General features: G+C 61.8%; 21 protein-coding genes. 8 read left to right on the top strand and 13 right to left on the bottom strand.

Going from position 1 to position 24,343, the window contains the following annotated elements; all coding sequences use genetic code 11:
- The first annotated feature begins 25 nt into the window (after window positions 1–25).
- Genes AC1RRJ_RS10270 through AC1RRJ_RS10255 form a run of 4 tightly spaced genes read left to right on the top strand, consistent with a single transcriptional unit; the run spans window position 26 to window position 5,496 of the window.
- Complete coding sequence (locus AC1RRJ_RS10270) at window positions 26–2,605, top strand: MFS transporter (RefSeq protein WP_493122261.1); 2,580 nt, start codon at window positions 26–28, stop codon at window positions 2,603–2,605.
- Window positions 2,595–3,884 carry a methyl-accepting chemotaxis protein gene (locus tag AC1RRJ_RS10265; protein WP_493122259.1) on the top strand — a complete coding sequence of 430 codons (1,290 nt, stop codon included), beginning with the start codon at window positions 2,595–2,597 and terminating at the stop codon, window positions 3,882–3,884. Before AC1RRJ_RS10270 ends, AC1RRJ_RS10265 begins: the two co-directional genes overlap by 11 nt.
- A complete protein-coding gene (locus AC1RRJ_RS10260) occupies window positions 3,881–4,267 on the top strand; it encodes a cyclic nucleotide-binding domain-containing protein (RefSeq protein WP_493122257.1) in 387 nt (128 codons plus the stop codon). Before AC1RRJ_RS10265 ends, AC1RRJ_RS10260 begins: the two co-directional genes overlap by 4 nt.
- On the top strand, window positions 4,264–5,496 hold the full coding sequence (locus AC1RRJ_RS10255; RefSeq protein ID WP_493122255.1) for a hypothetical protein: 1,233 nt from the start codon (window positions 4,264–4,266) through the stop codon (window positions 5,494–5,496). Before AC1RRJ_RS10260 ends, AC1RRJ_RS10255 begins: the two co-directional genes overlap by 4 nt.
- Before the next feature lie 4 nt (window positions 5,497–5,500).
- On the opposite strand, the gene AC1RRJ_RS10250 is transcribed toward AC1RRJ_RS10255, so the two are convergent.
- Window positions 5,501–5,833, bottom strand: a complete 333-nt coding sequence (locus AC1RRJ_RS10250) for an STAS domain-containing protein (protein ID WP_493122253.1) — start codon at window positions 5,831–5,833, stop codon at window positions 5,501–5,503.
- Window positions 5,834–5,964: 131 nt separating this feature from the next.
- Here AC1RRJ_RS10250 and AC1RRJ_RS10245 point away from each other — a divergent pair, with 131 nt between their 5' ends.
- Genes AC1RRJ_RS10245 through AC1RRJ_RS10235 form a run of 3 tightly spaced genes read left to right on the top strand, consistent with a single transcriptional unit; the run spans window position 5,965 to window position 8,119 of the window.
- Window positions 5,965–6,381, top strand: coding sequence for an ATP-binding protein (locus AC1RRJ_RS10245; protein ID WP_493122251.1), 417 nt, complete (start codon window positions 5,965–5,967; stop codon window positions 6,379–6,381).
- A gap of 59 nt (window positions 6,382–6,440) precedes the next feature.
- Window positions 6,441–6,923: an SET domain-containing protein-lysine N-methyltransferase gene (locus AC1RRJ_RS10240; RefSeq protein WP_493122249.1), complete on the top strand. Its 483-nt coding sequence runs from the start codon at window positions 6,441–6,443 to the stop codon at window positions 6,921–6,923.
- Window positions 6,924–6,925: 2 nt separating this feature from the next.
- Window positions 6,926–8,119 (top strand): diaminopimelate decarboxylase, encoded by a 1,194-nt coding sequence (locus AC1RRJ_RS10235; protein WP_493122247.1) that lies wholly within the window; start codon window positions 6,926–6,928, stop codon window positions 8,117–8,119.
- A 12-nt stretch (window positions 8,120–8,131) separates the two neighbouring features.
- On the opposite strand, the gene AC1RRJ_RS10230 is transcribed toward AC1RRJ_RS10235, so the two are convergent.
- From AC1RRJ_RS10230 to AC1RRJ_RS10195, 8 genes are all read right to left on the bottom strand, one after another.
- Complete coding sequence (locus AC1RRJ_RS10230) at window positions 8,132–9,487, bottom strand: serine hydrolase domain-containing protein (protein WP_493122245.1); 1,356 nt, start codon at window positions 9,485–9,487, stop codon at window positions 8,132–8,134.
- A gap of 122 nt (window positions 9,488–9,609) precedes the next feature.
- Entirely contained in the window at window positions 9,610–11,160 is a 1,551-nt protein-coding gene (locus AC1RRJ_RS10225; RefSeq protein ID WP_493122243.1) for an amidase family protein, read from the bottom strand.
- Window positions 11,161–11,215: 55 nt separating this feature from the next.
- Entirely contained in the window at window positions 11,216–12,697 is a 1,482-nt protein-coding gene (locus AC1RRJ_RS10220) for an amidase family protein (RefSeq protein ID WP_493122241.1), read from the bottom strand.
- Window positions 12,698–12,753: 56 nt separating this feature from the next.
- Window positions 12,754–14,382, bottom strand: a complete 1,629-nt coding sequence (locus AC1RRJ_RS10215; RefSeq protein WP_493122239.1) for an alkaline phosphatase D family protein — start codon at window positions 14,380–14,382, stop codon at window positions 12,754–12,756.
- Between the two features lie 40 nt (window positions 14,383–14,422).
- Window positions 14,423–14,833, bottom strand: a complete 411-nt coding sequence (locus AC1RRJ_RS10210) for a hypothetical protein (protein ID WP_493122237.1) — start codon at window positions 14,831–14,833, stop codon at window positions 14,423–14,425.
- Window positions 14,834–14,981: 148 nt separating this feature from the next.
- On the bottom strand, window positions 14,982–15,470 hold the full coding sequence (locus AC1RRJ_RS10205; RefSeq protein WP_493122235.1) for a DUF3617 domain-containing protein: 489 nt from the start codon (window positions 15,468–15,470) through the stop codon (window positions 14,982–14,984).
- Between the two features lie 169 nt (window positions 15,471–15,639).
- Window positions 15,640–16,143, bottom strand: a complete 504-nt coding sequence (locus AC1RRJ_RS10200; protein WP_493122233.1) for a PraA/PraB family alkane oxidation protein activator — start codon at window positions 16,141–16,143, stop codon at window positions 15,640–15,642.
- A 123-nt stretch (window positions 16,144–16,266) separates the two neighbouring features.
- Complete coding sequence (locus AC1RRJ_RS10195) at window positions 16,267–19,524, bottom strand: TonB-dependent receptor (protein ID WP_493122231.1); 3,258 nt, start codon at window positions 19,522–19,524, stop codon at window positions 16,267–16,269.
- A gap of 619 nt (window positions 19,525–20,143) precedes the next feature.
- On the opposite strand from AC1RRJ_RS10195, the gene AC1RRJ_RS10190 reads away from it, so the two are divergent.
- Window positions 20,144–20,743 (top strand): TetR/AcrR family transcriptional regulator, encoded by a 600-nt coding sequence (locus AC1RRJ_RS10190; protein WP_493122228.1) that lies wholly within the window; start codon window positions 20,144–20,146, stop codon window positions 20,741–20,743.
- A 19-nt stretch (window positions 20,744–20,762) separates the two neighbouring features.
- On the opposite strand, the gene AC1RRJ_RS10185 is transcribed toward AC1RRJ_RS10190, so the two are convergent.
- The 4 genes from AC1RRJ_RS10185 to AC1RRJ_RS10170 are packed head-to-tail and all read right to left on the bottom strand — an operon-like array spanning window position 20,763 to window position 24,304.
- Window positions 20,763–21,701 carry a sterol desaturase family protein gene (locus AC1RRJ_RS10185; protein WP_493122225.1) on the bottom strand — a complete coding sequence of 313 codons (939 nt, stop codon included), beginning with the start codon at window positions 21,699–21,701 and terminating at the stop codon, window positions 20,763–20,765.
- Window positions 21,694–22,101 carry a hypothetical protein gene (locus tag AC1RRJ_RS10180; RefSeq protein ID WP_493122224.1) on the bottom strand — a complete coding sequence of 136 codons (408 nt, stop codon included), beginning with the start codon at window positions 22,099–22,101 and terminating at the stop codon, window positions 21,694–21,696. Before AC1RRJ_RS10180 ends, AC1RRJ_RS10185 begins: the two co-directional genes overlap by 8 nt.
- The gene (locus AC1RRJ_RS10175) at window positions 22,098–22,952 is read right to left on the bottom strand and encodes a hypothetical protein (RefSeq protein ID WP_493122221.1); all 855 of its coding nucleotides are present in this window, start codon (window positions 22,950–22,952) and stop codon (window positions 22,098–22,100) included. The genes AC1RRJ_RS10180 and AC1RRJ_RS10175 overlap by 4 nt, the downstream gene beginning before the upstream one ends.
- The gene (locus tag AC1RRJ_RS10170; protein WP_493122217.1) at window positions 22,949–24,304 is read right to left on the bottom strand and encodes a cytochrome P450; all 1,356 of its coding nucleotides are present in this window, start codon (window positions 24,302–24,304) and stop codon (window positions 22,949–22,951) included. Before AC1RRJ_RS10170 ends, AC1RRJ_RS10175 begins: the two co-directional genes overlap by 4 nt.
- Window positions 24,305–24,343: the final 39 nt, after the last annotated feature.

Genomic DNA, 24,343 nt, shown 5'->3' with positions numbered 1-24,343 from the left:
GGACGAAGGCGGGAGGGCGAAGAATTTGATCGACAAACTCAATCGCCTGTTCCGCGTGAACCGGGGCGAATGGCCCAAGCTCGTCCAGTTCGGGTTGTTCGGGTTCCTGCTCCAAATGGGGCTGGGGATCGGGTTCAGCGCGGGCGACGCTGCCTTTCTGAGCCACGTCGGCGCCGACAAATTGCCCGTCATCTTCATGCTCACCCCGCTGGTGATGCTCGTCTACACCGGCATATTTTCGGTGCTGATGGTGCGTTACTCGATCGACCGGATGGTGACGATGACGCTGTTGCTGCTCGTTGCCGGGGGTCTGACGCTCTGGGCCTTGCTCGGCAGTACCGGTGGTAACTCAACGCTTTACTACGCACTGAAGCTCTATCTCGCGATGTGGTATATCGGACTCTACAGCCTGTTCTGGAATTATACCGACGCCTATTTCGATATTCAGGATGCCAAGCGGCTGTTCCCGCTGTTTGCAGCCTTTTGTGCGCTCGGCACCGCGGCCGGGGCGATGATCGTCAACCTCACCGCCGCAGTCATCCCGATACACGGCTTCATGGCGCTGTGGGCCGCGATAGCGCTCGCAACGATCCCGCTCGCGCGGATGCTCGGGCGGCGCTGGCAGCAAATTGCGGAAAATGATGCCGATGCCGGCGACGAGCCGCAGGGCGTAGTTGCGCAGCTGGCGCTGCTCGCGAACAGCTTTCGCACCTCGCGCTACACGGTCGCGTTGACGGCGACGCTGTTCGTCACGCTGCTGATGACCAACCTCGCCGAATTTCAATATTCGACAGTGCTGCAGGCGGGACGGAGCGAGGCCGAGCTCGCGGCGCTGTTCGGCGCGCTTTACGCTGCGTCGAACATCTTCAACCTGATCGTCTGCCTGTTCGTCTTCAACCGGCTGGTGTCGCGCTTCGGCGTTCGCAACATCGCCTTCATCCTGCCTCTGACCTATTTCGCGACCTTCGGTCTCTTTTTTCTCAGCGGCGGCTATGCGGCGGCGATCGCGGCCTTCTTCGCCTATCATGCGGTGCTGACGTCGATCGAATATAACAACCAGAATCTGCTGTTCAACGCTGTCCCCTCGGCGATCAAGCGGCCGCTCAGGACGGTGATCGAAGGGATGTGCGAACCGCTTGCCAGCCTGATCGCCGGCGCCTTCCTGCTCTACGCGGCGACGCGGCTCGATCTGCGCGAACTGTCGGGGATCGGGGTGATATTGGGCGCGGCGCTGATCGCGGTCGTCATCCTGCTTCGCCAGCTCTACCCCGCCGCCATGACCGCGAATATGCGGCGCGGTTGGCTCAATTTCGGCGACCCGGCGCTGACCGCGCCGGCCTTCACTCCGGATGCGGCGGCGCGGTTGCAAAGCGATGCGCGCAGCGGGGATATGGCCGCGCAGTCGTTGCTGGGGCCGACCTATAACGCGTCCACGGCGTTCGAAGGCGACGTCGACGCATTGATCATGGCGCTGCGCAATGGTGACGATAGCGCACTCGACGGGCTGCACGATCTTGCCACGACCGACGACATTTACCTCGTCCCCCTACTCGCCGACCGGCTGGGTCGCTTTCCCCGCAGTCAGCGCCAAAAGGCGATCGCGCTGATCGGCCGGATCGGCGATGTCGAGGCGATCCCCGGCATATTGACGGCCGCGCGAACGCTGGCTCCGCGCGATCGGCGGGCGATCGCGGCGATGCTCGCGGGGCTTGGCGACACCGCCATTCCGCACCTCGTCGCCGCGCTGCGCGATCGACGCTGCGACTATTCCGAACGGTCAATCGCCGCACATGCATTGGCCGAACTTTCCTATGCCCAGTTTGACGCCCAGCTCGACAGGGTGGTCGACCGCGAACTCACCGATGCCCGGGCGTTGATCGAGGGTGCCGCGCGCGCCGTCGATGGTTCGCCCCCCCTCACGCTGCTCCTCCGTGCGCGGCGCGAACGCGCCGAGGCATCGATCGACTTCACGCTCGAGCTATTGGCGCTCGGCGGGCTGTTGCCCAATTTCGACCTGCTGATCGTCTCGCTTCACTCGTCCAATCCCAAGGTGCGCGGCAATGCGCTGGAGGCGATCGAAAGCGGCGTCGGCCACGCCCTGTTCCGCAAGATCGATGCGATTTTGCACCCTCAGGGCAAAGCAACCACGGCGGCCGAGATCGATATTCTCGCGCTGGCCGAGGCCGCGCTCGACAGCGGTCGGTGGATCGAAACTGCGGCGGCGTTGGCGATCCTGCACGATCGCCTGCCCCCCGCCGGCTTCGCCCGGCTGACGAACCGTCTGGTGCGAGCCGACATGCCGGCCGTGCTGCGCCGCCAGTTGCTCTGCCTCCTCGGTCTCGAAAACGACGATGGCCCCGACATGCTGGCGCTCGTCGATGCGCTCTCGCGCATGCCGGGTTTTTCCGCCGCAACGCTGCGCGCGCTCGCCGATCTCGCCGCCGCCGCGCGCGGAGTCATTCCCGACCGCCCTGCGGTCCACGGTCATGCGGCGGGCCGTGATTTCTGGCTCGCGAACGACGATATAATGGAAGTGGCATCGCGCCACCCCGATCTCGCGCTGGTGATGCTACGCGTGCAGGATGGGCGCGCCCATGCTGCCTGAGAAAACGCCGCTCAAGAAGACCATTGGCATCCAGGGGCTCTTGCTGCGCACCTTCCTTCCGCTGGTCGTGGTGGTGGCAATCCTGCTCGCCGCGATCGTCTATAATGCGCTTTATGCCATCACACTGAAGGGGTTCGACGACCGGCTGATCGCGGCGAGTGCGTTGACCGGCGCGCTGATCGATCCCGCGGACCATGACAGGCTGGTCCGCGCGGCAATCGACAGCAAAAGCGACGCCGAAAAGGTCGAGCAGGAGCGGCCTTATCGCCGCAATGTCGAACCAATGCAGCGCATCCGGGACCAGCTTGGCCTGACCTATATCTACACCCAGATCGCGGGCGGCCCCGAAGATGTGCTCTATGTCCTCGACGGCACCGAGGGCGACGACCACACGCTGATCGGCTCGCCCGACAGCCTGCCCGCCGAAACCGTCGCGGGATTGCGGAAGGTACAGCAGAGCGGCAGCATCCACATCTCGCCGGTCGAATATCAGGAGCAATGGGGATTGCTGAAGACTGCCGCCGCGCCGGTCTATGGTGCGGATGGGCGGATCACAGGCACTGCGGGTGCCGACGTCAACGTCTCGGTCATCCAGATCGCGACGCAAAATGCCTTGTTCCAGAGCGCGATGATCGGCCTTGCATCGATCCTCGCCTGCCTGTTCGTGACGCTGCAGATTGTGCGGCGCGTTGCCCGGCCGATCGAGCGGCTGACGCAGGACGCACTCAGGATCGCCGCGGGCGACCATAGCCCACCCACGGCAATCCGCAGTCCGCGCGAAGCCCGCGCGCTGCGCGATGCGCTCGACCGGCTGAGCGGTCATGTCGCCGGTGCGCAGGGCGACGCCGCCATCGCCGCCAACCGGCACCGGCTCGCAGCCGGTGAGCAACTGTTGCGGAGCGAGGCGGGAAATCCCGAAGTGGCGGTCGTGCTGGCGGACAGTCCGGCGCAGCGGCTCATGTGGGTCGCAACGAGCGGGCCGGATCTTGCATCGGCGCTCGCCGCCCGCGCGATGGCGGAGCTGCGCGATCGCGTTGCTGCGCGACCCGGCCTGCTCGATCATATCGAAACGCTCGCCGATCTCGAGCTTGGCGCGTGCCTGGCCTTTGATCCCGCGACCCGCAAGCTCCGCCTGATCGCGAACGCGCCACTGGCCGTCGAAACCGATGGCAGTACGGCAAGACTTTCGCCCGGCGAAACCGCGCATATCCCTGCCGGTGTCACATGGCTGCGGTACGCCCATATCGCGATCGACCTCGAAAGCGGGGCGCCACGATGATCGATGTCGATGTCATCGACCGCATGGCCGCACTCGCGGCGGTCGCCCCGTTCGACCGGTTGACCGAGCACGAACTGCTGATGGTCGCGCAGCATGTCCGGCCGCGTCATTACGAGGACGGGGCGATGCTGATCGAGCAAGGCCAAGTCGCCTACATGCTCTATGTCACGGTCGGCGGCCGGGCGATGGCGGGGAACCTTCGTGCCCCGGCCCTGTTCGATGCGGCATCGCTGCTCTTCACCCTGCCCGCCGCCCATGACTATCGCGCCGGCCCCGACGGGCTCGACGCGCTATGTCTAGCCAAGCCGCATATCTTCACGATCGCGCGCGAATGCCCCGACTTCATTGTCGGGCTGATCGCCATCGAGGCGCTGGCGCGATGAGCATCCGTTCGATCATCCTGTGCGTTTCGATCCCGCTGCTGATCCTCCTCGCGGCGGTGAACGGCGCTTTGCTCTATTTTCAGGGCAAGGCCGCGATGCTCCACGGCCTCGACGATCGCGCGCGCGCCGCGGCGATCACCGGCGCCGAATTCCTCGCGGCCGGAGAGCCGCCCGAAGCGATCGCCAGCGATCCGTTACGCCGGCGCGCGATGGCGGCGGCAGCGCGGCACATCGACGGGCTCGACGGCTATTATCTGATTGGCGGCGGCGCGAAGCCTGTCGCGCTCGTTCCGTCGGCAACGCCATGGGCGATTCCAGCCTGGACACCGCCCGCCGAACCGACCGTCCTGCCCATCGCGCGCGCCGCCGACGGGCGGCGTCATGTCGTGGCGCTGGCGCCGGTATCGCCCGGTCGCTTCGTCGCGGCGCGGGTCGATGCAGAGCCGGTTTTCGTCCAGGTCGATCGTCTGTTGCACTGGATCGAGCTTGGTATTGCGCTCGCCGCCGTGGTCGGCTTGGCGGCAGGCTGGTATGTCGCGCGACGGATCACCCGCGAACTGGATGCGAGCGCCCGGGCCATGCGCGCGCTCGAAGCCGAGGCGGCCGCCGGCAACAAGGAAATGCTTTCGATCACCGAAGCCCGGGATCTGTCCGCAGCTCTGCGGCTGATCGGCGCCAACAGAAGCGCCGCGCGCGATCGGCTGGACCGGCAGTTGCGCCATGAAGATGCAGCGCGCACCGCATCAGAGGCGTGGCGTGCCTATCAACAATCGCGCTTTGCGCCGATTGCGACAACGGTGGCGGGCAGCGATGTCTCGGTGCGCCTGCTCGGCAACGCTCCGCCGGGCTGCTTCTTCGCCTTGTGCAGCGCCGAAGGCGAAGCGGCGCTGGTGATTGGCGAATGCGAGGCGGCGATGGCGCCCGACGCGCTGGCGCTCGCGATCGCGGCGCGCGGATTTTTCGAACGCCAGCTATTTGTGTTGGGCGCCGACGCAGCGCTGGCGCTTGGCCGCGAAGCTTATGCGATCACGCGGATCGAACATCTGGTGTGGCGTGAAGCCGGCCCGCCATCGAATGCTCATTTAATCGTGCTGGCCGAACCAGCGCTTGCGCAGCGCGCGCATGACTATGCCGCAATCGATCCTGCCGCGGACCCGTCAGCGATACTGGATGCGATGGGCGTTCTGCTGGAACCCGACGGCCTGTTCGCCGCCATTCGGCGTAGCTGATCGCTTAGCCTATCGCCGCAAGCCCCGATGCGACGTCGGGTTTGATCGTGAAGATGGCGGTGAAGCCGCTGATGTCGAACACTTCGTGGACCGAGGGCGACAGGCCGGTGAGGACGAGCTTGTGCCCCGTCGCCTTCGCGGTCTTCATGCCTTTCAGGAATACGCGCAGCCCCGCCGAGCTGACATAGGCGACATCAATGAGGTCCATGATCGTCGCGTCATGCTCCTGCACACGGGCCGGCAGTACGGCCTCCAATGCAGCCGCGCTGTTGCTGTCGATCCGACCCTTCGCGGCGACAAGCCACGCGCCATCGAGCTGCTGTTCGCTGATTTCCATTACCGAATTCCTGTTGCGGACGCACGCTCGCCCCGACGCTCCGGCCATTATGTAGAGATTGAGAATTTTTTCCACTCGATTATGTTGGCTTTCCGCAAGCTTAAGCCTTGCCCGTTCAAGGGATCGGTATCGTGGAGACGGAATTTGCTTGCACGCTGTCCAGCGGACGCGCCGGCTTTCAGGCGCTGATGGACGATGCCGAAGCGTTTCTGGCAGGGCGCGACGTGCCGGACGCCACCGCCAGCCAGATCATGATCGCGCTCGACGAAATGATCACCAATATATTGAGCCATGGCGTCCGCGACGGCGAACCGGTCGTGCAGGTCGAACTGCGCGTCGCAGATGGCGAGGTCACCGGCGAGATCCGCGACGATGGCATCGCCTTTGACCCGCTCCAGAATGACGAACCCGATACCAGCCAGTCGGTCGAGGATCGCCCGATCGGCGGCCTCGGCATCCACCTGGTCCGCAAGATGATGGACGGGCTGCGCTATGATCGCCGTCACAGACAGAACCGCTTACAATTCCATAAGAAATTTACTGTATAAGGCGTATCGGGGACCGGACTCGCCGCGTGCGGGGCACACGGCGGTCTATGGGGGTAATAGTGACAATCTTTTCGCCATCGCTGAACGCCATGGTCTGCGACGACGCAGCGACAGAACTGCTCGCGATCGACCATGACGCGATCGTCGGGCTGTGCGTCCGCGCGCTGCGCGACTGTCCGGAAGGAGCGGAGCTCGACCGCTTCAGCGGCGAGATCGGGCCGCAAGTATCGCAGCACAGCCTGCAGGTGCGCGACGGCCAGCATATTTCGAACACACGGTTTATCGGCTATCTTTCGCACGGCTGTGATCCGAACTGCCGCCTCGACATGGCTGATTTCAAGTTGGTTGCGTTGCGCCCTATAGCGGCGAACGAGCGCGTTACGATCGACTATGCCGCGACCGAAGATCGCCTCCATATCCAGTTCGCCTGTTCGTGCGGCGCGCCCGATTGCCGCGGCTGGATCACCGGCCGCGACGATCCCGTCAACGAAAGCGGGCGCCAGCATCTGGCCGCGCTTGCGCTCTGCCCCGCCAGCCTTTGACGATGAGCGCTTTCTGGTGGCAACGCGGCGACCTTGGTCATGTCGACGGCCGGCTGGTCTTCGCGGGGCATGATGTCGCGGCGTTGGCGGCCGACACAGACGGCCCGCTCTACCTCTATTCGGCCGACCGGGTGCGTGCCAATCTGGACCGCGTCCTGGGCGCGCTGACGGACAGCGGACACGCGCACCGCGTCTATTATGCGATGAAGGCCAATCGTCACGGTCCCCTGCTGCAAATGCTGGCGGCAACCGGCCGGTGCGGCGTCGACATCTGCTCGCCGGCCGAGCTCGACCATGCGCTGGCCTGCGGCTTCATCACCGACCGGATCAGCTTCACCGGAACCAGCGTATCACGCCGTGACCTCGAGCGACTGCTCGTTCATCCCGGTCTGACGATCAATTGCGATTCGATCGGCATGATCCGCCGGATCGGCGAACGCACCCCCGGCCGCGCGATCGGTATTCGCGTCAATCCGGCGCGCGGCGTCGGCTATGGCGACAGCGAGCGGTTGACCTATGCCGGTGCGCGAACGACCAAATTCGGCATCTATCGCGAGCAATGGGACGAGGCGGTCGCGGCGGCGCGCGCGCATGACCTTCGCGTCACCAGCCTCCATTTTCACGTCGGCTGCGGCTATCTCGACGCACAACTCGATGACTGGGAGGCGGCGCTGCAAGCCGGCCTCGCTTTCCTCGCCGATTTGCCAGATGTCCACATCGTTAACATAGGCGGAGGCCTTGGCGTCCCCCACCGCGCGTCCGACAAGCCGCTTGACCTCGCGCGCTGGGCCGCGCTGCTGAAGCGCCATTTCGCGGGCCGCAATGTCGAAATCGCGGTCGAGCCGGGCGACTATCTGGTCAAAGATGCCGGGATGCTGCTGCTCGAAGTGACCAATGTCGAGTGCAAGCGCGACACGATGTTCGTCAGCGTCGACGGCGGGTTCAACCTTCACCCGGAACCCGCCTTCTATGCCCTGCCGTGCGAGCCCGTCGCCTGTGTCCCGCGTAGCGGCGCCTCCATCCGCGTCACCATCGCGGGAAATATCAACGAGGCACTGGACCTGTGGGCCGAGGATATTGCGATGCCGCCACTCGAGGAAGGCGACCATGTCGCGTTGCTCAATGCCGGCGGCTATGGCGCGGCGATGAGTTCCAACCATTGCATGCGCGGCGAATTTACCGAATTGATGATCTGACGCCGCGCACCATCACCTGCCCCCGCGACCAGCTTGGGGCTTGAAGCCATAGGCGGCCATATCGGCGAACAGCGTCTTGAGCGTTTCCTCGCGGATCGGCCATTTCTCGCCCGGGAAATAGTTGACCATGATCGTCCCGCGCACCTTCTTCGCCGGATTGACCCATGCGACCGTTCCCGCCGCTCCGCCCCAGCCATAGGCGCCGACATTCATCGCGTTGGCCTTGTCCTCGAGCACGACAAAGCCACCCGCGCCAAAGCCCATCTTCGCATTCATTGGTCCGTCGGCACCGCGGCGGATCATCGTGAATTCAACCCCTGCGGGCAGCAGGTTGGACATGGCGAGCTTCGCGGTTTCCGCCTTCATCACCCGCGCACCGTCGAGTTCGCCGTAATTTTGCAGCATGTGCAGGAAGCGGTCATAGTCGTGCGCCGACATGACAAGGCCCGAGCCGCCGTAGGGAAAGCTGGGCGGATCGAGCCATACCGACGTCGCCGCAGGGTCGAGCGGCGTATGGTTTTCTCCGAAGATCATATAATTGGTGGCGAAGCGCCCCACCTCTCCAGACGGCACCGTCCACAGGCTCGAGCGCATCTTCAGCGGGTCGAAAATGCGTGTCTGGATGAAGCCGTCGAACGACATGCCGCTCGCCTTCTCGACCACCGCGCCGAGAACATCGAGCCCCATCGAATAGCTCCACTTGGTCCCCGGATCGGCGGTGAGCGGCAGCGCCGCCACGCGGTTCGCAAATTCCTGAAGCGACGTGGGGCGCGTCTTGCGCGCCTCGATCTCCATCGCGCGATTGACCTGAGCGGGAGCGATGCCGTTTTTGTTATACTGCTCGAGCAGCGGCCCCATGGTGAGGATATTATAGCCGAGCCCCGCGGTGTGGGTGAGCAGATGCCGTACTGTAATCGGCCGCGCGGCCGGACGCGCTTCCAGCGTATTTTCGTTGAGCTGGACGGTCATATTCCTGAACGCGGGCAATATATCGCCGATCGGCGTGTCGAGTTGAAGCTTGCCGTCCTCGATCAGCAGCATCGCCGCCATGCCGGCGATCGGCTTGGTCATCGAATAGACGCGCCAAAGGCTGTCGGGGCCAGCGGCCGGCGCGCCCGCGTCATAGGATAATTTGCCTTCGGAAATGAAGATGGTCGGCCGGTTGGCCATGCCAAAGGCTCCGACGATGCCGGGCATCTTCTTCGACGCGACATAGGATTGATAGAGCGCCGCGGTCGTCGGAAGCGGGGCGGCCGACGTCGGCCGGGAGATCGGAGCGGGCGCGCTGGTTTCTTGACGCGCTGCGGCGCTGGTGGCCAGCAAGGCCAGAATGAGGCCGCCCGTAACGGGCGCAAAAAACCGACGCATTTACCTGTCTCCCATGATTTCGCGGGGCGTGTCCGCAAAAAGGGCCGGCATCGACACGAGGCCCCCCGACCCCGCCATACCGGCCCTTTCCGTTCGCCAGGCGGCCGAAACCGCCTGTGCGATCAAACGAGTGTGGGTGCCCAGAGCGGCGGACGCCGCGCCGCCCACGGACGCGCAGCCTCCAGTTCGAAAGCCAGTTCGAGCAGATCATAATCGGCGCCCATGCGCGCTGCGAACTGTACGCCCACCGGCAGGCCGGTCTTCGTCCAGTGCATCGGCAGGCTCATCGCCGGGCCGCCGCTCGCATTCTGAAGCATGGTATAATCGCCATAATGATTGAGCCGCTGCATCAGCACCGAAATCGGCAGCGAACCGTTGATCTCTCCGATCCGGACCGGCGGCTTGAGCAGGACCGGGGTGATGAGAATGTCGATCTTGTCGAAGAGAGAGAAATAGGCCTTCGAACACTCCTCGATGCGCCCGTAAGCTTTTTCGACATCTTCCTCGGTCAGGTCGCCGCTGATCCCGACCATGGCAAAGGATGCCGGTTCGACCAGACCCTTCAGAACGGAATCCGGGATTTCCGCACCGGCTGGAAGCATCTTCTTCGCCTCTTGTGCACGCGCGGCATAGATGAGCGTGAAATCTTCGATGAAGCGCTCGCCGGGGAACGGCCATTGCTCTTCGCTGACCTGGTGGCCCAGCGACTGGAGCGCCGCGAGCGTCTTGGTCACGCTTTCCTGAACCTCCGGCGCCGGCACATGCCCGCCCATCCCGTTCATGATATAACCGACGCGCAGCCGCTTTTTGGGCGGCCCCGTGACGGTACGCAGCGGCTGGAAGGGCGCTTGCGCTCCCTTGATCTCGACCAGCGACAACATGTTGGCGGTGTCACGCACGCTGCGCGACAGAACAAAGGATTCGCCAAGGAACGAGCCGACGTTGCGCTTGCCGTCGACAAAGGCGTGATCCCCGACGATCCGGTCGCGCGATGGTTTCAACCCGACAAGCCCGCAATTGCTGGCGGGAATACGCAGCGAACCCGCGCCATCCGACCCGTGCGCCACGGGGATAACCCCCGCAGCAACCGCCACAGCCGCGCCGCCCGACGAACCGCCCGGGACGTGATCGAGGTTCCACGGATTGCGCGTGATGCCATAGGCCAAGGTCTCGGTCGTCGGCAGAATTCCGAATTCGGGCATCGTCGTGCGCCCGAAAATGTTGAAGCCGGATTGTTCCATCAGTTCGACCAGCTGGTCATTTTTGGCCGCCAGCGGCATCATCTTGTCGAGCTTCGACGCGAAATTCTTCTTCGTTCCCGCGACATCGGCTTCGGCCTTGATCAGCATAGGGACGCCGCCGAAAGGCGTCTTGGTGTCGATGATGGCGGCGCGCTTGCGCGCACGTTCGTAAAGTTCTTCACTCAGAAAGTTGGCCTTGGGCTGAATCGCCTGCGCCCGGGCGATCGCCGCATTGATCGCCTCCAGCGGCGAAATCTTGCGTGCGCGGATCGCCGCGGCGAGCGCCGTTGCATCCATATCGGCGAAATCGGTGCCGACCGCGGCCCGAGCCAGACCACCGACCGGGATCAACGCGGCCGCGCTAACCGTTCCCATCGTTTTCAGGAAACCACGCCGCCCCTGTCCGGACGCGTCATAGGAAAAAATAGTCATCTGGCCGCACACTCCCTTGATAAATTATTATTGAATCAACTGGTTATAGAGAAATTCAGACACGCGAAGGCGCCCACAGCGGCGGACGGCGTTGCGCCCAAGGCTGAGCTTTTTCGAGTTCGAAGGCGAGTTCTAGCAAGACGCGCTCGCCCCCCATCGCGCTAGCGAATTGAACGCCGACCGGCAGATTATCCTTCGTCCAATGCATCGGCAGGCTGATCGCCGGGCCGCCACTTGCATTTTGCAACATGGTGTAATCGGCATAATGATTGAGCCGCATCAGCAGGACGGGAAAGGGGATCGAGCCGTTAATCTCTCCAATCTTCGCTGGCGGCGTGAGCAGCACGGGCGTGACCAGAACATCCATCGTGTCGAACAGATGGAAATAGGCCGACGAACTGATCGCCATGCGGACATAGGCCTCTGCAACCTGTTCGTCGGAAAAATCCGAACCCAGCGTGCCGACGTCGAAGGAAACCGATTCAATCAGCCCTTTCAGAATTGCCGGATCGGGAGCCGGGCCGCCCTTGGTCATCCGCGCGCGCGTATTCTTCGCTTTCGCCATATAGGCCAGCATGAAATCCTCGACGAACTGCCTGCCATCGAACGGCCAACGCGCCTCTTCGACCTTGTGATCGAGCGCTTCCAGCAGCTTGACCGTCGACGTGATACTGTTCTGAACTTCCGGCGATGGCCGGTTTCCGCTCAGACCGTTGGTGATGACACCGATCCGCAGCCGCTGCTTCGCGGGACCGGTCACCTGGCCGATTGGCGGATAGGCTGCACCCGCGCCCCGGGTTTCAACGAGCGCCAGTTGGTTCGCCGTGTCACGCACCGTGCGCGACAAGCAGAAGGGTTGCCCCAGGAAGGAACCGCCAACGATGCGGTCGCGCGATGTCTTGAGACCGACCAGTCCGCAATTGCTGGCCGGGATACGCAGCGACCCGGCACCATCGGAACCATGCGCCTTGGGCACGATCCCCGCCGCTACCGCCGCCGCCGCGCCTCCCGACGAACCGCCGGGGACATGATCGAGATTCCACGGATTGCGCGTCACACCATAAGCGAGCGTCTCGGTCGTGGGCAGAATGCCGAATTCGGACATGGTCGTGCGGCCAAAAGGATTGAGGCCGATCTGCTCGCACCGCTCGACCAATATGTCGTTCCGCTTCGCGATCGGCATCACCTTGTCGAGGCGCGACCCGAAATGTTTGGCCTTGCCGACGATGTCGGCTTCATCCTTGATCAGATAGGGAACCCCGGCAAAGGGCGTCGAAAGATCGACCGACGCGGCGCGCCGACGCGCATGATCGAATAATTCTTCAGAGATGCAATTTATCTGAGGCTGCACCGCCTGTGCACGCGCGATCGCCGCATCGACGGCCTCCAGCGGAGAGATTTTGCGCGCCTTGATCGCAGCCGCGAGTTCGGTCGCGTCCATTTCCCCCAACGCCGTCCCCGCCGGGGCCGGTTCGGTTCGCGCAAGCGCCACAGCCGGAAGCAAGGTGGCCACGCTGAGCACGCCGGCCACTTTCATGAAATTGCGCCGCGCGGGAAATGCGCCAGGAGATGAGAGCCAGCCGAATTTGGAGGTCATGCGATGGTCTTCCGGCCGCGTTCGACATGCATCTTATGGCTCGGCTTCGTCGCGAGCGAGCGTGTCGCGATGGTGTCGAGCAGCACCCATTCGCTGGTCACTTTTTCTGGCGTCACTTCGACCGCCATATAGCCACGGTTGCTGGTATCGGCCCATTTCAGCTCGGGGCTCGCGCCCTTGATAAATTGCGCCGTCGCGGCCGGAGGCAGTGCCAGATAGGCTTCGAGTCCGGGCGAGGTCACGCTCTGTCCGCTGAATTCGACCCCGGCGGGTTTTCCGTTTTCCAGCAGATCAAAAGCCCAGGCATTGTGGCTGTCCCCGGACAGGACGACGAGGTCCGCATCGACCGCCTGTGCCGCACCGAGCAGCCGCGCGCGCGCCGCCGGAAATCCGGCCCAGGTGTCGAGATCAGGCGGCAGTCCCGCTTTGGTCGCGGCATCGATCGCTTTGACATAGGCGGCGCCCTCGGGCGGGAGCCGCAAATTCTGCATCAACTCGGGCGGGAGCGGCGGCGCGCGCCATTGCCCCACCAGCACTTGCTGCGCCAAAATCTGCCACGTAGCACCACGCTTCTTCGACCGGGCGAAGCCGTCGTAGAGCCATTTTTCCTGCGCGCTGCCCATCAAGGTCCGTTTCGGATCGGCGAGCGGTCCGTCGCGCAGCGCTTTGAGCTTCTCGACCGGATCGCCCTCCCCGGCGACGATGACCCGCATGTCGAGCGGCTCGCTGCGCGCGGTCAGGCGGGTTTCGGGGCGGAAGATCGTCGCAAGGTCGCCAATGTCATAGCTCGACCAGACCTGGCCCGACACGGGAAGCCATTCATTATAGGCCTTGATCGACGCCCGCTTGCGCGCCTTGAAACTCCCCTCGTCGGGCGAATGATTTTCGGCGCCGCCCGACCAGCTGTCATTGGCCAGTTCATGGTCGTCGCGCTGCGCAATCATCGGGAACATCTGGTGCAGGCGTTGAAGATCGGGGTCGGCGCGATAGCAGGCGAGCCGCAGCCGGTAGTCGGCGAGCTGGATGGCCTCCCCTGCGGGTTCGACCAGGCGGCCCGCGACGGCCTTTGCCGCATCGGGATAATAGCCGCGCTTGAATTCATAGAAATAGTCGCCGGTGTGGACCATCAGATCGATGTCGTCGCGCATCGCGGCGTGGCCATAGGCGTTGAACCAGCCCGAGGGCATGTTGGCGCACGAAAAGACGCCGAGTCCGAAACGCGCGACCGCTCCGACCGGCAGCGTGCGCGTGCGCCCGATCGGCGACACCGCGCCATCGGGGGCGATGAAGCGGTAATAATAGGTGCGGCCGGGATCGAGCCCCTTCACGACAACCCGCGCGGTATGATCATCGGCGCGCTTCGCGACGGCGGTTCCGCCAGCCTTGGGAGCGCTGAAATCCTGGCTGGTCGACAGCTCGACCGTCAGCCGCGCATCGCCGCGCTTGCCCGGCACATAGCGCGTCCACAGCAGAATGGAATCTGAACCGGGCTCGCCGCTCGCAACATTGTGGGTGAAGCCCGTCGCTGTGAGCAGCGCGGCGGCGCCGGGACCTGCGAACGTCAGCGCGGCAAGCCCCAGCGAGCCGGTCAGGATCAAATCGCGCCGATTAATGTCCATTGCCATGTCGGTATCCCACCCGCGCCTGTCGGCGCCCCGTCTGCGGTTAGCGTTGCGGATTGCCCCCGGCGGACGGCGCAGCATCGGCGGACGGCTGCGGCCCCGCCGTCGCGACCGGGGCAGCGGCGCTCGCGGCCGTCTCGGCCGGTGCCGCGGCGTCGGCCGGGATGGCACGCAGCGCCTTGTCGACCGCATCGATCCGCTCGCGCGGCACCGCACCCGGGAACATCGCGTCGAGCGCGTCGAGGCTCATCGTCTTGAACTGTTCATACATCGGATGGCTGGTAAAACCGGGCAGTTCGGCGTCGATCACCGCCCTCGCAGCGGGGTTCGCAGCGATCTTTTCGATCGGCGTCTTGATGCTGAACACCGGCTTGTCATCCTTGGCAAGACCGGGGGTGGCGGCCATCAAGGCCAGGGAGGCGATCACGCCGTGAACGAAAGTCAATTTCCGCATGGAACCACTCCAATTTTATAATAACCCCAACTTCCCTGCCCATTTTCAAGGAACATACTTTGATAGTCAAAACTATCTTTCTCGAAGATGAACAATGGAAAGATATCTACAATAATATCGGGATTTATTCGGCTCTCAAGTCGACGACCTAAGTGCCATTGACAGAATCCGTCACACACGGCCCTGTACGAACGTCGGACATCGACAGAACAACTTCTCCAACCGGGGACTTTCCATTCATCGTCACGACGACATCGGTCTTTTCGGGAAGCGCCGTGCCGACGATCGTCATGTCAAAGATCTGATCCTTAGACGTGCATGCGCCGGCAATATCGACCTGCCCCTTGGCGACGGTCGTTTTCGACCAGGCACATTTGCCGCCCGCGGTCGCCCGGCGAGTCAGATCAGAAAAGACATCTTCCTTGTCGAGATGCTCTTGCGTGAGACACCGGTTCTGACTGGGATTATTTCCCATCATCTCCACCATGCGATCGCGCTGTTCTGGCGGCATGCCGGGCATTTCGAATTTCACGAGCGTCCGGTCCAGCTTCCAGTTGCCAGCTTCCCGTTTGACGGGACCATCGCCCGCAGCCATTAGCACGACACTCAGCGCGGCAATCACCATGACCTGTTTCATATCCGCAAACCTCAAATTCAACCGCCATCCCGATCGGTCTGGCTTTGGATATCCGAAAAACTATGACTTCCGTGCCCAACATGAGCGCACCGGTCGGCCAAGAATTTCAATTTTTTAACAATAATATCAGAAAAAAGGGCGCAGCGGTTACCCGCCACGCCCAATATTATCAAGGAGCGATCTTAACTCCCGTCGCAGTTAGGGTCAAAGAGCTCAATGTGCAAAGAAATCCGATCGGAATACTAGAACCGGTAACCGTCGAATTAGTCGTACCATTTACCCACGCAAGCTTGACATCATACTCTGTGCACAGTCCAAACGGCGCGTTGAAATTGATTTCGGCCACGTTGATCTGCGTTGTGGAGTCCGGCGTCGCGTAGAACGTATCAAAGGTGCCTGACGTGCTGTTGCAAGGCTGATAGGTCGGAAGACCGCCATGATCGTTGGTGAGAACCGAGGTGCCGTTAACGGACGTCATATCCGCGCTGGTTACCGTAAATTCAAAGGTGTCAATCCGACAGTCATAGCTCTTCCCGCCTCCGCCAGCGGTAAGATGCCCAGGTGCGTTATGGGGGTTGGCCCCGGTCGTCACGAAGGTGGCCGCCATGGCCGGAGCGGCGCTAGCAGCCAGAGCTGCGATAGCAAGAAATGCGGTGGATTTATAGAGTTTCATTGTTTTATCCTTTAAAAGATTTGAACAAATATTCAAAAATTATCCAGTAACATTAATACTATTACCTTTCCTCATCGCCCTCTCCTCCTGTTGATAAAATGAAAGATCCTGAAAGAGATAAAATTAAAATCCGACCTTCACGTTCAGACCATAAATACGCGGGTCGAGCGTGAACACATTCGTGAAATTGGATAGCTCATCCGGACCGGTATATGCATCGGTGATCGGAGTGTCGTTCAGGATATTCTTGATATAGAATTGAAACGACAAATCTGATTCAGGGCGACTTAGCGTTAGAGCGACGTTACCGTTGCCCCATCCCTTCAGTTTGTCATAGTCCGTATTGTAAATACGCGCATAGCTACTGCCCTGACGATAATAATCGCCGCGCACCGCCAACTGCCAATCGTCGAAGAAGAAGGTATATTGCGCCCCGACGTTGAAGGTCCAGCTCGGCGCATTCGGCAGCTTGTTCCCGCCGATCGGAGCGGCGAAGCCACGGCCCTGGTTGGGTGCGCCATAATTCTCCTGTTGACCAAGCGTATAATTGCTCGGCTTGCTCGGATCATAGGGTGCGAGCGGATCGAAAACGACACGGGTACGCCTTGCGCCCTCCGCCGGTGTTCCGTCCGGATTAATGGTGAATGGCCTCGACCCAAATCCAAACAAATTGGTCGTTTCGCAGAGCGCTTTAAGGGCGATCCCATTGCTGGACACAAAAACAAGATCGTCGCCTGGCTTCCAGCCAACAGGCGGCTGTCGGGGTAGGCCCACAGCGTTGAGCATGGCTGCGACCGCTTTTTTAGGCGCGATGCAGGTATTGGGGCTTTGCGCCCAAGGACGGATCACCACCCAATCCTTATTGCCCTGGAGACGGTCCATCACATCAATCGAGCTTTGCCCCTTGCCGATCTTGGTATCGAGCAAGCCCAATGTGCCACCGATGCGGAAATGCTTCGACGGAACCCACGCTGCTTCGAACTCGAGCCCCTTGGTCACCGCATCGACATTTTCGGTAAAAAAGCCGCGATTGATAAATTGCGCGATCTGGTAATTTTTATAGTCGTTGAGGAAGGCCGCAATGCTCAGCATGAATTTTCCACCAGCAAAGCTATTCTTGGCGCCGATTTCAAAGGCGTTCACATCTTCCGCTTCGAAGGTATCCGGCAATGTTGTATAGCTCGTGGTGTTCTCGTTGAAATCATTGCCCCTGGGGTTAGCGCCCCCAGCCTTATATCCGCGCGCATAGCTGGCATAGACCAAGGTGCTGTCGGTGAAATCCAGCTCAGGCTTCCAGTCGACCGCGAAGCGCCCGGTGAACCGGCCCCATTTCTGCACCAGTTCCCCATTTTGGGGATAGCGGCTGCCAACGACGCCGCCGCCTGCCTGGCTGTTCGAGGTGAAAAATTGGGTGGGAATGCGCGCCTGCGTCTTTTTGTCGCTCGTATAGCGAAGCCCGGCGGTCACTTTCAGCGTATCAGTCATTTTCCAGTAAATTTCACCAAATCCCGCAAAGCTGCGAATCTTGGCCTGGCTGATATTGCGCAGATAATTATGCCCGTCTTGCGTACCTTCGCCGATCGGATTCTGATCGATAAAAATACATTGTTCCATTTCGCCTTTTGGGGGAGGTGTTAATCCTACGGCGTTTTCACAACCGCCGATATTATCATTGAGCCCCAGCGCCACCATCGTATTAATATTGCTGTAAACAGAATATTCTTCTTTGGTTTTGAAATCGACATAATTGGCGCCAGCGCTGAAATTGATCGGGCCGTCAAACGAGCTTTGCAACCGGAGTTCCTGCGACCATTGCCTGCTCTCCGACCTGGCAACATCGACCGCCACCGCACGGTCGAGGCAGCCATCGCCAGTCGGCGTCAAATTCGTAAATTGCTTATCACAAAAAACGCCAGTCCCGTTCTTGTCCGCTCCCAGAAAAGGGGACCAGTTTTTCCATGTAGAATAGTCTGCAGGGTTGGCGCCTATAGCGGCGAAAGCATCCAGATAACTTTGCCTAGTGGCGAAAATTGGCTGTGAAACGAACCGGAAAAAATCCTGCGACCCATAATAGCTGTCTTCCATATACAGCGTCTGCGACGTCAGCGTCAGATTTTCCGTCGGATCAAATTCCATATTGAACTGGAACAGATCGTTTTTGGCACGAAACACCGGGTCATAGGGTGTCGCAATTTCACGCAAATTGGACGATTGCATGTCGCCGGCCACACGAAACGGATCGATCGCGGGCTTGATATACCGGCCATTCGGATTCTGCTTGCCGCCGAAAAAGGGGGAGCCGAACATCACACCCAGCACCAAGGGATTACCAACCCCATTGGGGACGCCATAAGCCTCGTCGGTGAACAGCGACTTATTCTGACATCCCGGCGTCAGCGTTGACCCTGTCCAAGCATCAAAAAGCGGCGCACTATTGGGATCGAAATGGATAGGATCGATCCTCGGGTTGTTGCTGGGACTGCTGGGATTATCTCGATCTGTATATCCCGCCGGATAATCGAATTTGGCCGGTGTCTCCGCACGCGTGCACAGCTGTTTACCGGTGCGCGAACGATTGTCGTTCTCGTTGAAATGTTCCCAAAAGGCGCTGACCCGGAAATTGTCCGACGGCTCCCACAAGGCCGACAGGCGCGTCGACCACAGGTCGCGGCCGTTCACCTTGCGCGCGGTCACCGTGTTATAATCAAAGCCCTCGCGCTTGGTCCACGAACCCGCGCCGCGAATGGCAAAAGTGTCCCCGAGCGGAACGTTGATCATACCGCGCAGGCGGGTCGAGCCGTAGTTGGCAACCTCACCCTGAATTTCGCCGTCCCACCGGCCAAGCTTCGGCTTGGCGGGGATCATATTGACCACGCCCGCCGTCGCGTTGCGGCCATAGAGTGTGCCCTGCGGCCCGCGCAGAACCTCAAGCCGCTCGATATCGAAATATTCCTGCTCGAACAGGCGGTTGCGCAGCAGGGTCGTGTTGTTGAAGCTGATCGCCACCGCCGGATCGGCGCTCACCGACGTCGCCTTGGTGCCGATACCGCGGATCGAGAAGTTATAGCTGGTGAAGTTATCCTTCGAGAAGTTGACGTTGGGGATCGCGCGGAGCAGTTCCGCGCCGGTCTCGATCTTCTGATCCGCCAGCTGTTCCATCGTAAAGGCCGAGACGGAGATCGGCACGTCAAGGATGCGCTCTTCCATCCGCTGCGCGGTGACGACAATGTCGGTCGAGTTTCGCGGCGCGAGATCGGAGGCTTCCTGAGCCTGTGCCGTACCAGCCACAGCCAGCAGAGCGATCAGCGCGCTACCCTTCAGCGCGCGGCTTTTAATGGTGCTTGCTGACGCATGCCGAGCCACATTCAAAACGAGATTCATTTTTGTTCCCCTGCTCCCCCTGGTGTCGGCTGTTCGGTTGCCCCAAATCATGCCGCATCCAGTAAGCATCAACATATGAAGCATATTTTATATAGTCAACACTAGCTTTATGCATGGACCAAGGGGCCAGAACCGCCTAAATTGCTGGCGTTGAGACCAATCGCTGCAGGAATGGTTCGAATAAATTATGCAAAAAACGGGGCATCCGAGAGGCGACTCGTCACCTTTGCTGACACGAAGGTCAGCATCATCCCATGGGTGATTCGGGCCACGCCGCGATGACGATGGTTGCATCGACGAGCGCCTTGCCGCACAAGATGTCGAAGTGTCGCCCGGGATCGGCACGAGGCGGATTGACCACCCGCGACCCCGGCGACAGTCAAAACAATGATCTCGTCACCCGAATCCTCCTCATTCGGATCACAGCCCGGAGCGCCCGCGACACAGGTCGGCAGGTCGGTCAGGCGCGATCCCTTGAACGAAGTTTGGGAGACTCATATTGCGTCGCGCGACCATGCGAGAATATTTTGGGGAGTGTGGCCCCATCGCATAGAATCCGGAAGCCAAACCCTTGACCAAAACAAACGAAAAACGTGAACCTCCCAAGCGAAAATCGATCATGGTGCCCAAACAGGCACGCGCCATTCAGACGCGCGAACGCCTGCTCGACATCGCCGGCGAACTTCTGGCCGAAGTCGGGCTGGAGGATATTTCAACGAACATGATCTGCGCCCGCGCCGGCGTCAGCCCGCCCGCGCTTTACCGCTATTTCGAGGACAAGCACGCCGTTCTCGAAGCGCTTGGCACGCGCCTGATGGAGAGGCAGAATGATTTGCTGCTCCGCTGGCTCGAGCGCCATGCCCCGCTGGGCATTCAGTCGATGATCGACAATGTCGAGGAAGTTCTGCGCGAAACCGCCGAAGCGACGATCAGCGAGCCAGGCGGCGCATGGATCGCCCGCGTTCTCCACGCCTCGCCCAGATTGGCGCATATTCGTATCGAATCACACCGCCTGGTCACCAATGCCCAGTTGGAAGTCTTCGCCGATATGCTGCCACATATCCCGCGCGAGACCCTGTGGGGGCGCATCCGGATGATGGTCGAGTTCGGCTATGCCGCGCTCGAAATGATGAGTGAAGAAGATCGCATTCCAAGCGACGAGGTGTTCGCCAAAGCCGCCCGCGTGATCAAGTTCACGCTGCTCGAAGGCGAAGCATAGTCCGGACGGCCGTCAGCGCCTAGACGCTCTGGCGGCCGTCGGCGGCGTGATCGCGGTGCAGCGGGTCGGCGGCCCCGCTCTGCGCCGCCCAGCGCGCGAAAATGGCCTCGCTCGTGTCGCGTGACCCGTCGTGGCTCCAACCCGGCGGCGCGACCAGATAGGCGATCTTGTTCTTCAGCCCGGGCGCCGCCCACGCATCCCGCGCCATCTCGACCCATTCGTGGAACGCCGCCCATATCAGATTGAAGCGGCCCAGATTCTTGACGATGCCATAGCGCGGTGCCTCCTCGTCCCGCTCGCTTGCGAATGTCCCGAACAGCCGGTCCCACAGGATGAAGACCCCCGCATAATTTCTATCGAGATAGCGCGGGTTCGTCGCGTGATGGACGCGGTGGTGCGACGGCGTGTTCATCACGCTTTCAAACCAGGCCGGCATACGGCGCACCGCCTCGGTGTGGATCCAGAATTGATAGATGGTGTTCAGGCTGCCGACAAAGAACAGCATCGCCGGCGGGAAGCCGAGCAGGAACAGCGGCAGAAAGAAAATGAAGCCAAGGCTGATCAGCCCGGTCCAGCTCTGCCGGAGCGCGGTCGAAAGATTATAATGCTGGCTGCTATGGTGAATGACATGGCTGGCCCACATCCAGCGAATTCGGTGCGAGGCGCGATGGGCGAAATAAAAAGCGATGTCATAGAGGATGAAGGCGAGCACCCACGCCCACAGGCTGAACGCTATGTCGAAGAGCGCAAACTGCCGCGCCCACAGTCCGATCGCCAGCACCGCCCCAGCCGTCAGGGCACTCGCGACAAGGCTGCCCAGCCCGAGCAACAGCGATATCCAGGTATCCTTGACATTATAGCGCGCCCGATCCTGAAATCGCGCCAGCACCATGTCGGTCAGGACCATCACGATAAAGGCGGGGACCGCATAGGCGATGGGTTCGGGCAGGTCAGGCATGGCTTTTCTTCCCGAGTACTTCGAATCTGGTCACCCATGCGGGCGTCTCTTTCCCCAGATCGAGCGCGACATCGTCGAACATCGTTTCGGCAAACGACAGGATGAGTTCGCCCCGTTCGAGGCGCCACGAGGTGGATGGATCGAGCAGGCGCGAGACGAAATGATTGCCGTGCGGGCGGATCACGATCAGGCGATCGACACGATCGCGGAGCAAGGCCGTCGCGCCATCACGGGCGATCGCGACATCGACCGCCTGAAAGCCGCAACAGGCTTCATCGGCGAGGCGGCGGGCATGATCCGGGTCAATGATACGCGGTTCAACCCCGAGCCCGAGCCAGCCCGCCGCCAATGTCATTGCGATGATCGCCACCAGCGACCCCGCAAGCAGCATCCAGTTCATCGCCCACCCTCGCCCGGCCCGGCATTCTCGCGCCGCCAGTACAGATACATCATCACCGCAGTGACCCCGGCGAGGACGTGCCACAACAAACCGTGCGGCTGGAACCAGCTATGCGGATCACACAGCGGCCCGCCAGTCTGCGACAAGGTCCAGAATAGCGTCGCGGTCGCGATCGCCGCGATGCCGGCGCTCCAATAGCATCGGGCAAGGCGATCGGCGATCAGGCCCGCAAAACCGAATTCGAGCAGCATATAAAGCACCACGGTGATGCCGATCAGGATAACCGAATCCACACCCGCAGCCGAAACCGCAGCGAAAGCCGCCGACGTCAATGGATAACCGATCCAGAAGATCCGGTCGCGCGCCGCAGCGCTCACGCCCGTCCGCACCAATCCCCGGTTCAGCGTGTAAAAGATCAGATAGACGGTGAAGGTGTACATCGACAGGCCGTCGATCCACGACACGTCGCGCGCAATCGAACCGTGCATCCACATGCTGCCGAGGCCGAGGAATAGCACGACGAACACGTAAAGATCAGCGATCGGATCCGCCGACGATATGACATTGGGGGCTGCAGGCGTGCGGCGGTCGCGCGCCATTTGCCAGCCGACAAACAAGCTGGTGCCGATCGCGTAGAGATTGGACCAGGTGTTGACCGGCTGGCGCACTCCCGTCGCGCCGCCAAGGACATCGGCCAGCTCGAAATGCTCGCAATAGCAACCATGGGCAACGCATTGATCGGGCGTCGTTGGCCAGCCGATGCCATAGGCGAAAAAGAGGAACGCCCCCATGACGACGATCAGGCTCGCCCCCCAGACCATCAGGCTGCGCGGGATCGCCCGACCGGTCAAACCGGGCTCACCAGCAGCGGCATCCCGCCCCTCGGCCGCAGCGTCACGCTGCCCACCGGATCGGGCGTGAAGCCCGCAGGGAGTGCGAAGCGCCGCGCGCTCAGCCACTCGGCCATGATCAGCAGCGCCTCCATCGTCGCAAAGCGCGCGCCGACGCAGACGCGCGGCCCTCCGCCGAAGGGAAGATATTGGAACCGGTGCTGCGCAGCGCGGCGCTCGGGCGCGAAGCGGCGATGGTCGAAGCGATCGGGGTCATCCCACAACGCACGATGGCGGTGGATGATCCATGGCCAGATTGACACGAGGTCGCCCTTGGCGATCGGCGTATCCGCCAGTTCATCGGGCGCCTCGGCCTCGCGATCAAAACGCGGCGCGGGTGGATAGAGGCGCAAGGTCTCTTCGAATATCTGTTTCAGCAGCGGCAAATGCTCGAACCGCGTTGCGGCCGGATGAGCCCTCGCCGCCACTGCCTCGGCCCGCGCTTCCTCCTGCAATTCGGGCTGGGCAGCGAGGCAATACATCGTCCATGCGAGGGCATTCGCGGTGGTTTCATGCCCTGCGACATAGAAAGTGATCGCATTGTCCGCCGCCAGCGTCGCGGCCTGCTCGGGTGGATAATGCTCGCCGAGCGAGCGGATCAGGCCACCGAAAAAGTCATCGCCGCCGCCATCCGGACCGCGATCGCGCACCACTTCGGTCAGCGTTTGCCGGAGCCATAAGCGCGACTTGCGGGCGCGCCGCATCACCGGACTGGGGTCCCAATCCTGCCAGCCGAGCAATGTCATGAAACGTGCCTGCCCCGCCGCCGCGAGCATTTGCTCAATGTAGCGCGCCGCCTGCGGATCGACCAGTCGCCGGTCGCCTGCAAACAGGCTGTTCGCGATGATCGCCATCGTCGCGCCGGTCGCCTCGGCAGCGATGTCGATCCGCGCGCTGTCCCTGGGCCATTTCGCCATATTGTCGGTCGTGCACCGCACCATCGTCTCGGCCATATTGGCGACCGCAGTGGGCGCGAAGGTCGGCGCTACTATGCGTCGCTGGGTCCGCCAACCCTCGCCCTCCGCGCTCAGCAAGCCATTGCCGACCAAAGGAGAAAGCAGACGCTGCGCTAAGCGCGGGCGGATGTAATTCGCCTTGTTCCCCAGCAGCACCCGTTCCACCGCGGCCGGATCCATCAGGATGTGCACGGTGAATCCCAAAACCTTGCGCGTGCGGATGGGAATATCGAAGATGGATTCGGGCAGCCCGTAAACGGTATTGCGTAACCGCTCGCCAAAAAGGCCACGCCATACAGGCACCCATTCCGCCGAACGCGGTGGCTGCACCGGAACAAAAGATGATAAGCTAGCCATGACTAGCACTTATCGCATAATAGTAAATCAGGAAAGAGC

The sequence above is a fragment of the Sphingopyxis sp. GW821-FHT12C06 genome, from assembly GCF_058807415.1.
Note: the sequence above shows the minus strand (reverse complement) of the source record. Positions and strands in the feature narration are given on the sequence as shown.

What these genes read in the sequence shown, in the direction of transcription:
- AC1RRJ_RS10265 (WP_493122259.1), top strand. Translation starts at nt 2,595, where the DNA reads ATGCTGCCTGAGAAAACGCCGCTCAAGAAGACCATTGGCATCCAGGGG.
- AC1RRJ_RS10260 (WP_493122257.1), top strand. Translation starts at nt 3,881, where the DNA reads ATGATCGATGTCGATGTCATCGACCGCATGGCCGCACTCGCGGCGGTC.
- AC1RRJ_RS10255 (WP_493122255.1), top strand. Translation starts at nt 4,264, where the DNA reads ATGAGCATCCGTTCGATCATCCTGTGCGTTTCGATCCCGCTGCTGATC.
- AC1RRJ_RS10250 (WP_493122253.1), bottom strand. Translation starts at nt 5,833, where the DNA reads ATGGAAATCAGCGAACAGCAGCTCGATGGCGCGTGGCTTGTCGCCGCG.
- AC1RRJ_RS10235 (WP_493122247.1), top strand. Translation starts at nt 6,926, where the DNA reads ATGAGCGCTTTCTGGTGGCAACGCGGCGACCTTGGTCATGTCGACGGC.
- AC1RRJ_RS10230 (WP_493122245.1), bottom strand. Translation starts at nt 9,487, where the DNA reads ATGCGTCGGTTTTTTGCGCCCGTTACGGGCGGCCTCATTCTGGCCTTG.
- AC1RRJ_RS10225 (WP_493122243.1), bottom strand. Translation starts at nt 11,160, where the DNA reads ATGACTATTTTTTCCTATGACGCGTCCGGACAGGGGCGGCGTGGTTTC.
- AC1RRJ_RS10220 (WP_493122241.1), bottom strand. Translation starts at nt 12,697, where the DNA reads ATGAAAGTGGCCGGCGTGCTCAGCGTGGCCACCTTGCTTCCGGCTGTG.
- AC1RRJ_RS10215 (WP_493122239.1), bottom strand. Translation starts at nt 14,382, where the DNA reads ATGGCAATGGACATTAATCGGCGCGATTTGATCCTGACCGGCTCGCTG.
- AC1RRJ_RS10210 (WP_493122237.1), bottom strand. Translation starts at nt 14,833, where the DNA reads ATGCGGAAATTGACTTTCGTTCACGGCGTGATCGCCTCCCTGGCCTTG.
- AC1RRJ_RS10205 (WP_493122235.1), bottom strand. Translation starts at nt 15,470, where the DNA reads ATGAAACAGGTCATGGTGATTGCCGCGCTGAGTGTCGTGCTAATGGCT.
- AC1RRJ_RS10200 (WP_493122233.1), bottom strand. Translation starts at nt 16,143, where the DNA reads ATGAAACTCTATAAATCCACCGCATTTCTTGCTATCGCAGCTCTGGCT.
- AC1RRJ_RS10195 (WP_493122231.1), bottom strand. Translation starts at nt 19,524, where the DNA reads ATGAATCTCGTTTTGAATGTGGCTCGGCATGCGTCAGCAAGCACCATT.
- AC1RRJ_RS10190 (WP_493122228.1), top strand. Translation starts at nt 20,144, where the DNA reads ATGGTGCCCAAACAGGCACGCGCCATTCAGACGCGCGAACGCCTGCTC.
- AC1RRJ_RS10185 (WP_493122225.1), bottom strand. Translation starts at nt 21,701, where the DNA reads ATGCCTGACCTGCCCGAACCCATCGCCTATGCGGTCCCCGCCTTTATC.
- AC1RRJ_RS10180 (WP_493122224.1), bottom strand. Translation starts at nt 22,101, where the DNA reads ATGAACTGGATGCTGCTTGCGGGGTCGCTGGTGGCGATCATCGCAATG.
- AC1RRJ_RS10170 (WP_493122217.1), bottom strand. Translation starts at nt 24,304, where the DNA reads ATGGCTAGCTTATCATCTTTTGTTCCGGTGCAGCCACCGCGTTCGGCG.